Below are 9,595 nucleotides of genomic sequence, written 5' to 3' on the forward strand. Positions count from 1 at the left end.
TGGCGCAATTGATGCTAAAGCTGCCGTTGAATACGTTAGTTCGCCCAACTGGAAACCCCTAGCAGAGGAAACGGTAATTTCATCTGACTTAGAAAATGTTGCTGATAGTGATATACCTGATGGCGATTGGCAATCAGGAACGTTTTCGACAACTGAGATTGACGAGGATATTACTGTCGAAAAGGTGGAGGTACAACTTAATGCTATCCATCAAGACTGGGGTGATTTAAAGGTAGTCCTCACTTCTCCAGATGGTAAAACAGAGTCAGTTTTAACTGAACCTACACCAACACCCGCTAGTAATTCCAATAGTATTTATCAAGGTATTAAGCCAAAATCGAATTGGTGGACTTTTACCTCAGTCCGTCACTGGGGTGAATCTTCTAAGGGCGAATGGAAGTTGCAAGTATTTGATGGTAAAGGCAACCAAGTTCAAGGAGATTGGAATAGTTGGAAGTTGAATATTTATGGGACTAAACCGATAGTAACGATGATGGCGACAGATGCTAGTGCGACAGAAGGTGGCGATCCGGGTCAGTTTATAGTTACTCGGACTGGGAATACTAAAAATCCATTAACAGTCAATTATACTGTAGCTGGCACTGCTACTAATGGTACGGATTACAACAATATTAGTAGCAGCGTAGTTATTCCTGCTGGAGCAAGTTCTGTACCAATTCCTATAATTACGGCAGGAAAAGATGATGCTGTATATGAAGGCGATGAAACAGTAATATTGAGTTTAAATGCTGATGCAGCTTACAATGCGGGAACAGTTAATAGTGGGACTGTAGTAATTACAGATAATGACTCAGTGCCAGTGCCAAATGTTGTGACTAATACTAATGATAGTGGGCCGGGAAGTTTGCGTGCTGCTATTGAATTTGCAAATGCGAATTTGGGTAAAGATACAATCCGGTTCAATATTCCAACTACAGATACTGGTTACAATCCTGTTACGGGTGCTTTCACAATTCGACCTACATCAGCATTGCCAACAATTACTGATCCAGTTGTTATTGATGGTACTACTCAGCGTGGGTTTGCTGATAAGCCAATTATTGAATTGGATGGTAGTAGTGCAGGCACAAACTTAATTAGTGTAGCTGGTATATCCATTACTGCTGGGAACAGCATTGTGCGGGGTCTGATAATTAATCGATTTAATTCTTCTGGAATTGTATTGCAAACAAAGGGTAACAACATCATTGAAGGAAACTTTATTGGCACCGACGTGACTGGTACCCAGCCATTAGGGAATTCCTCTGGTGTAAGTATTTTGAGTGGATCTAGCAACCTCATTGGAGGAGCTACCACAAAAGCAAGAAATATTATATCAGGTAATGGTTTTGGTATTACGATGGCGGGTACTACGAGTAATATAATACAAGGTAACTATATTGGTACAGACATAAACATCACCAATACCGATGCGTTAGGGAATGGTAGGGGAATTTGGATTAGGGATGATTCTGCTAACAATATTATTGGAGGAACTGCACGGGGAGAGGGTAATACTATTGCTTTTAACAATATAGGCATCGATTTATCAAACGCTGATCTTCGTTCTATTAATAATGCAATTCTTTCAAATAGCATATTTTCCAGCGGTAGTAAAGGAATTTCACTGGAAGAGGAATACCCTGACAGGGCAAATGATATAGGAGATACTGATATTGGGCCTAACAATTACCAGAACTACCCAGTGCTTATATCTGCCTTTAGCAACGACAATAGTACTACTATTGAAGGAATGCTTAACAGCACACCAGAAACTACTTTCAGGCTAGAATTTTTCTCTAACAGTAATCCAAGTCCTGTATTTATGTTTAGAACCCTTTTAACTCCTCTGGGCTATGGGGAAGGCGAGAAGTTTCTTGGTTTCCAGAATGTGACTACAGACAGCAGTGGTAATGCCAGCTTTACAGTTGAGTTGCCAACCTCAGTTCCAATTAGTCAATTCATTAGCGCGACTGCAACTGACTCAAACAACAATACCTCAGAGTTTTCTAAGAATATAGGCTTAAAGGTAATAAGCCCTGGTAAAACCGATCGAGTAAGCATTGCCTCTGACAGCGCTCAAGCAAATAATAACAACTATGGATCTTTAATAAGTGCTGATGGTCGCTACATAACTTTCTCCTCTGAAGCTTCCAACTTAGTAGCAGGAGATACAAACGGAGCAAGGGACATCTTCGTGCGCGATCGCCAGACAGGACAAACTACACGAATAAGCGTCGCCACTAATGGTACTCAGGCAAACGGCGATAGTGACTACAGACCTACAATTAGTGCTGATGGACGTTATGTAATTTTCGGCTCTTCTGCTTCTAACCTAGTCGTTGGAGACACAAATGGAGCGCAGGACATTTTCGTACACGATCGGCAAACAGGTCAGACCACAAGGGTAAACTTAAATGTTGATGGTACTCAGAGGGAAAACGGCAGCCACACTCCATCAATTAGTGCTGATGGACGTTATGTAACATACAATTCTTCTGTATTGGTTACTTGGATAGAAAATGGAGAGACTAACATATCGAGTGTGACTTACCTCTTCGTATATGATCGCCAAACAGGACAAACTAAGCAGCTAAGCACTATAGACGGTTCTCTAAACAATAGTAGTTCTTCAATGAGTGCCGATGGACGTTATATTGCGTTTACTTCTAGCGCTGATAACCTCGTACCTGGAGATACTAATGGGTACAGTGATGTCTTTGTGTACGACCAAGAAACACAAAAAACAACCAGAGTAAGCGTTGCTTCATCAAGCGGTGCTCAGAGTAATAGCAATAGCGCTCAACCCTCAATTAGCGCTGATGGACGCTATGTAGCTTTTACCTCCAGCGCCACGAACTTAGTTTCAGGTGGAGACACCAATCTCTTTAAGAATGACATCTTTATACATGACCTAGTATCGGGACAAACAATGCGAGCAAGCGTTGCTTCTAACGGCACTCAAGGAAACGACTATAGTTCTTATCCTGTCATCAGTAGCAATGGACGTTATGTAGCCTTCAGATCTAACGCCGCTAATCTAGTAGATGGAGATACCAACGGAGTTGCTGATATTTTCGTAAAGGATCTAATTACAGGTCAAACCAGACGGATAAGTGTTGCCTCTGACGGTACTCAAGCAAACAATGCCAGCGATAGCGTATCCCTTAGTGCAGATGGACGCTATGCGGCGTTCTATTCTTTGGCAACCAACTTAGTGCCAGGAGACACCAACAACAGTATCGATATTTTCGTCAACGAGCGGTTGTGATAACAACGATTCTTTCTCACGGTGCGTTTAAAAAGTAAAATAAGACCGTCTTGGAGCGATCGCTTTTAATGAAACAGGGTATTTACCGATTTGGGCTTAGTGGCAGTATTGCTCTTTACTGCCTGACTTCTGTGTGTCCTACGTGGGCGCAAATTATTCCCGATGCTACACTTCCGAATAATTCGATCGCTATACCCGACGGCAATACCAGCCGCATTGAGGGAGGAACTCAAACGGGAAACAATTTGTTTCACAGCTTCGAGCAGTTTAATGTTCCCACTGGTGGTACGGCGTTTTTCAATAATGGATTGGATATTCAGAACATTTTCACGAGGGTAACGGGTAGCTCCATTTCCAACATTTATGGCTTAATCAAAGCTAACGGTACTGCCAATCTATTTTTGCTCAATCCAAATGGTATAATCTTTGGCCCTAATGCAAAACTAGATATCGGCGGTTCGTTTTTAGCCAGTACAGCTAATAGCTTTGTTTTTAAAGATGGTACTCAATTCAGTGCTACAAATCCTCAAGCACCACCTTTATTAACTGTCAACGTACCCATTGGCTTGCAATTCCAAGGAACACCAGGACAGATTACTGTAATGGGGCGACGTCACAATTTAGAAATAAATTTAGAAGAAGGAAATAGAGAAGAAATCATCCGCGATGCTAGACCTGATGGCCTCAAAGTTCAGCCAGGTACCACTTTGGCACTGGTAGGCGGTAATGTGATTTTAGAAGGAGGAAATCTCACTGCCATTGGAGGAAGAATTGAACTATGGTCTGTAGTTAATGGTCAGGTGTCTGTTGATAGCAGTAATCAAAAGCTGACAATTAACAACCAACAGGTAACAAATAATTATGGAACAATTCAACTATTAAATGCCTCATCATTAGATGCCAGTGGAAACAACGGCGAAATCCAAGTGCAATCACAAAAACTATCATTACAAAATGGTTCCACAATGTTTGCGATAACAGAAGGAACAGAGCAAGGAGGTTCTCTTACTATTAAAGCTTCTGAATCTATAGATTTGCTTGACGCTACTCCTACTAAGGGAGGTGAATTATTTCGCAGCAGTTTTCTCAGTCAAAACTTTGCTCAAGGAAATGGCAGTAATATCACGATTGAAACCGGAAAATTAACAGTTGAGGGAGGGCAAATAGGTACTTTTGCTTTTAGGGAGGGAAATGCAGGAAACCTAACCATACGCGCTACAGAATTAGTTAATGTAGCTGATATATTCGGGGAAAAGGAAACTAACTTTGTAGGTGGCTTGTTTTCTCAAGTCAAGCCAGAAGCAACAGGAAATGGAGGCGAGTTAAGTATTGAAACTAGACAACTCAACATCAAAGGCGGAGCCGCAGTATCGACAACTACTTCTGGTGCTGGTGCAGCTGGTAATCTAACAATTAATGCCTCGGAATTTGTACAACTCATCAATAGCAACTTAAATTCTCAGTCTGAGCCTGGAACTACTGGAATAAGTGGAAATTTAACAATTCTTACTGGCAACTTGCGAGTTTTAGATGGAGCGGAAATATCAACCTCTACTGGTGGCGCAGGAAATGCCGGAAATTTGCTAATTCGTGCTTCAGATTCAGTAGAAATTAGGGGAAATAATGATTCTTTAGCTAGTGGTATATTTGCTCAAGTTACTGATTATGAAGCTACAGGAAACGGGGGAAATTTAACCATAGAAACCAAAAGATTAATTTTACAAGATGGAGGACAAATATCAGCTACCACTTTTGGTAAAGGACAAGCTGGCAATTTAATAGTGCGGGGAATTGGAGGAGGAAATAATCCTACTGATTCGATAGAATTGTCAGGAATATCATTCGATGGTGAATATCCAAGTGCTTTATTAGCTACAAGTGAAAAAGATGCAGGTGGAAATGGGGGAAATTTGCAGATTTATACAAGAAATCTAACTCTCACCGATGGCGCACAAGTAGCTGCTTCTACTTTTAGCACAGGCTCTGGAGGGAGTGTCACAATAGATGCTTTAGATTCAGTGCAACTAATAGGAACTAATGGAGAATTTGCTAGTGGTTTGTTTGCTCGGACGCGAGAATATTCATCTGGTGATGCAGGAAGTTTGACTGTTACGGCTGGAAGCTTGATTATCCGCGATGGTGCTAAGGCAACTGTAAGCAGCTTTTTAGGGTCTGGAACTGCTGCTGCTGGTAACTTAACCGTTAGGTCTGATAATATCTTTATGGACAATGGAATTATTAATGCCGATACAGCTTCAGGTGATTTCGGCAATATAAAATTAACCTCAAACAATATTCAACTGCGTCGAGGAAGCAGCATTACCACTAATACAAACTCTTCTATTGGTGGCAACATCACGATCGATACTGATACTATAGTAGCTTTAGAAAATAGCGATATAACCGCTAATGCTGCACGCGGCTTTGGCGGTCGAGTAACAGTGAATACACAAGGAATATTTGGTACTCAATACCGGGAAAAAGGTTCGGAAATAACAAGTGATATTACAGCTACTTCTGAACTTGGCCCTGAATTTAATGGCGTGGTGGAAATTAACACGCCGGATGTTGACCCCGCTCAAGGATTAGTGCAATTACCAAATCCTGAACCCCCTCGACAAATTGCGCGGGGATGTCCGGCGGATGAAGGTAGTTTTATTATCACCGGAAGTGGCGGATTACCTGCTAATCCCAGTGAAGCACTTCGCAGTAATACCGTGCTGGTTAATTGGGTTACTTTGCCTCCGAGAGGAGAAAATCGCTCAATTTCAGCTAATTTCACGATTCCTAAATATACCCGAATAGTCGAAGCGCAAGGGTGGGAAATTAATGCTAAAGGTGAGGTAGTTTTGACAGAGCGCCCTGCGACAGCCGTACCTTATAATTCAGGAGAAAGTATTGCAACCTGCCATCGCTTCCTACAAAATCCGAACTTACTACAAATGAACACAGATTAAAAAGGATATTTATGATGAAAAATTTAATTTTTCAGAGAAGCGCTAAGTGGCATAGAAAAATTTTACTATATATTTTGGTGGTAATTGCGAGTGCAGGAATACACATTACTTTTCCTCATTTTCTGCTTAATGCTCAAGCCCAAAACCGCTTTTCCAATATCCCAGAACTGGTTGAACAAGGAAGGGCTTTGTATGAAAGTGGACGTTTCAATGATGCAGTAACGGTTTTGTTACGTGCAATATCAAACTCTTCAGCCGAACAAGATAGGCTAATGCAAGCTACCATCTTTAGTAATCTTTCTTTAGCTTACCAGCAGCTTGGAGAATGGAAAAAAGCCGAAAAATATGTTACAGAAAGTTTAAATTTATTAGAAGCTGAGCGAAAGTTAGGTGATTCTACAAATAGATTGAAAGTTTTGGCTCAAACTCTCGATATTCAAGGACGTTTGCAGTTAGAAACAGGACAAGCAGAACAAGCTTTGACCTCCTGGAAAGAAACTGTTAATATTTATGAAAAAATTAGCGATAATGCTGGTAAAATACGCAGTCAAATAAACACTGCTCAAGCTCTGCAATCAATAGGGCTTTATAATCGAGCCGAAAAAACTTTAGAAGATGTGAAGAAAATTATTGAACAACAACCGAACTCTTTAGAAAAAGCCAGTTTATTACGCAGTCTTGGTGATGTTCTGCAAGTGATTGGCGATCTAGATAAATCTGAGATTGTTTTAAAGAAAAGTTTAGAAGTAGCACAATTATTACAATCGCCACCAGAAATAAGTGCTACTCTCCTCAGCTTGGGTAACATGGAACGCTCCAAGGGCAATAAAATATTATCCCAGCAAGATAGCGCCATTAAACCAAATATTACACCTTTAAACTGCCCGTATAGAAGTAGCCAAGAAGCAGCGCTATTTTACACTCGCGCTGCCAACTTTTATCAGGATGCTACTACTAAGTCTGTTTCCCCTACTACACGCCTTCAAGCCAAGCTAAATTACTTAAGTGTATCGTTATCTACAGCTAATTTGGCAAATATTCAGGAAGCTTTACCCGAAATAAAGGCAGAACTCAAGGAATTACCAGCTAGTAGAACAGCAATTTATGCTAAAATTAATTATGCCAAAACTTTAACTTGTTTGAAACAAACAAATCAAGTTAATACTTTATCGTGGAAAGAGATTGCCCAATTTTTAGCGATGGCTGTTCAAGAGGCAAGAAGCCTGGAAGACAAACAAGCAGAATCTTATGCTTTGGGCTATTTAGGTGGGTTGTATTTAGAAAATCAAGATATTAATCATAGTAAAGAAATTACCGAGCAAGCTTTAATTATCGCTCAAGCTATTAAGGCTAGGGAAATTACTTACCTTTGGGAATGGCAGTTAGGATATTTACTTGAGAAGCAAAGAGATATCAAAGGTGCGATCGCAGCTTATGAAGCAGCAGTCGGAGATCTAAAGTTTATCCGCCAAGATTTATTAGCTAATGCAGATATTGAATTTTTATTTCGTAAAAGCGTCGAACCAATCTATCGACAGTTAGTTGAATTACTATTGCCATCATCAGGAGATCAACCTATTCAGGATAATCTCGATAAAGCACGTCAGTTGGTTGCCGATCTGCAAGTAGCTGAATTGGAAAACTTTCTAGGGTGTAGCTTACAGAATCAGAAATCGGTAAAGTTGGACAAAGTTGCTGACGAAAACAATGCCGCGATCCTTTATCCGATTATTTTACCAACACGATTGGCAGTTATTGTCAAATTACCTAAGCAAGATGACTTGCTCTACTACGAAAGTAATGTTAACCAGATAGAAGTAAAAAGTAACATAGAACAACTAAGGCAAAAAATACAAAATCCTGCGTCGGAAAGCCAAGAATATCTATCTTTATCTCAAAAATTATATGAATGGTTGATTGAACCAGCTGAAAAATATCCAAAAACACCTTTAGATTCAAAGCAAGTAAAAACTTTGGTATTCGTACAAGATGGCAAATTACGACAAATACCAATGGCAGCAATATATGACGGTAAAGAATATTTGATAGAAAAATATGCTGTTGCATTGAATTTAGGATTGGAATTACAAAACCCCCGAAATATTCGTCAAGAACGTTTAGAAGCTTTGAGTGCGGGAATTACTAAAAAACTACCGGGATTGGATCGTCTTGAATATGCTGGAATCGAGTTGAATACAATAAAAAATTTAGTTTCCACAAAAGAACTGCGTGATGAAAAGTTCATCAGAGACGACTTTAAAAACCTACTCAACTCGCGTCCTTTTTCGGTAGTTCACTTGGCAACTCATGGGCAATTTAGTTCCCAACCTGAAAAAACATTTATTCGTGCCTTTGATACAAGTATCAATATCAAAGAGTTAAGCGATATATTCCGAATCCAAAGCCAAAACAGATCCGAACCGATAGAATTACTTGTTTTGAGTGCTTGTCAAACAGCGACGGAAGATGAGAGATCTGTTTTAGGGCTCGCTGGAATAGCAGTACGTTCTGGGGCGCGTAGCACGATCGCGTCGCTGTGGTTTTTAAACGATCAGTCTAGCGCCCAGTTAATGGAATTATTCTATAACAATTTAAGAAATCCAAAAGTGCCTAATAAAGTAGAAGCTTTGCGTCTTGCACAAAAGGAACTACTGACAAATCCCAAGTACGGATATGAAGCACCAGCACACTGGGCTTCCTACATTTTGGTGGGTAATTGGTTATAGTTGTTTAGTTTTTTGGAGAATAGCGCTCCACAACCGATTCTTTAGCAATTTCATCCAAACCAACAGACCTCAAGAGATCGGCCCAATCAGCAGCCAGTTGCTTATCTGATGGGTTTTTGAAATAGAGATTTCCCAAAAGAGTTATAGCCTCATGCCAGATACCATTTTTAGCATAAAAGGTAATTAGCGCTCGCGGGTTAGTTGTATCCAAGCGATCGCTAACGGTAGGACTTGTCACTCGTTGCACACCACCGTTTACGAAAATATTTTCTGACGGTTCATTCGGATTGCAAATAATAGAAAATATCCACCGATAATCTTTGCCTATTTCTAAAGGTTGGATTTGCGGATCTGATGGAATAGTGATACTAAGAAAGCTTTTCTTCCCAGGTAGTTCTAAAAGTTTTTTGTAAATACCTTTAAGCTCTCTACCCTGCTTTTCCTGTAGCACAAATTCCGCGTTAAGGCGGGAATTATAGTTAATATAAAACCAAAAAGTTGGACGACTATCAACTGTTAATCCTCCTACTAAATCTAGCAGAGGCACTGAATTACTAATTGCTTGTTGCCTATCTGAAGTTTGTTTAACAGCAGGCACTAAGGCAGTTATAAGGATATCATTTTCATTCAAAGACGGACAT

The 9,595-nt window shown here is 40.2% G+C and carries 4 protein-coding genes; 3 read left to right on the forward strand and 1 reads right to left on the reverse strand.

Features of this window, described 5'->3' with window-relative positions; genetic code table 11:
• The 3 genes from H6S82_RS08470 to H6S82_RS08480 all read left to right on the forward strand — a co-directional run.
• On the forward strand, positions 1-3,271 hold a 3,271-nt coding region (locus tag H6S82_RS08470), incomplete at its 5' end, for a proprotein convertase P-domain-containing protein (RefSeq protein ID WP_191056149.1).
• Between the two features lie 68 nt (positions 3,272-3,339).
• The gene (locus H6S82_RS08475; RefSeq protein WP_190462943.1) at positions 3,340-6,228 is read left to right on the forward strand and encodes an S-layer family protein; all 2,889 of its coding nucleotides are present in this window, start codon (positions 3,340-3,342) and stop codon (positions 6,226-6,228) included.
• An 11-nt stretch (positions 6,229-6,239) separates the two neighbouring features.
• A complete protein-coding gene (locus H6S82_RS08480; RefSeq protein ID WP_190462940.1) occupies positions 6,240-8,954 on the forward strand; it encodes a CHAT domain-containing protein in 2,715 nt (904 codons plus the stop codon).
• Positions 8,955-8,958: 4 nt separating this feature from the next.
• On the opposite strand, the gene H6S82_RS08485 is transcribed toward H6S82_RS08480, so the two are convergent.
• A partial coding sequence (locus H6S82_RS08485) for a DUF928 domain-containing protein (RefSeq protein ID WP_191056150.1) occupies positions 8,959-9,595 on the reverse strand: 637 nt, incomplete at its 5' end.

Origin of the sequence: Planktothrix sp. FACHB-1355 (assembly GCF_014748295.1) — a bacterium.
In the GTDB taxonomy this organism is placed as follows: domain Bacteria; phylum Cyanobacteriota; class Cyanobacteriia; order Cyanobacteriales; family Aerosakkonemataceae; genus Aerosakkonema; species Aerosakkonema funiforme_A.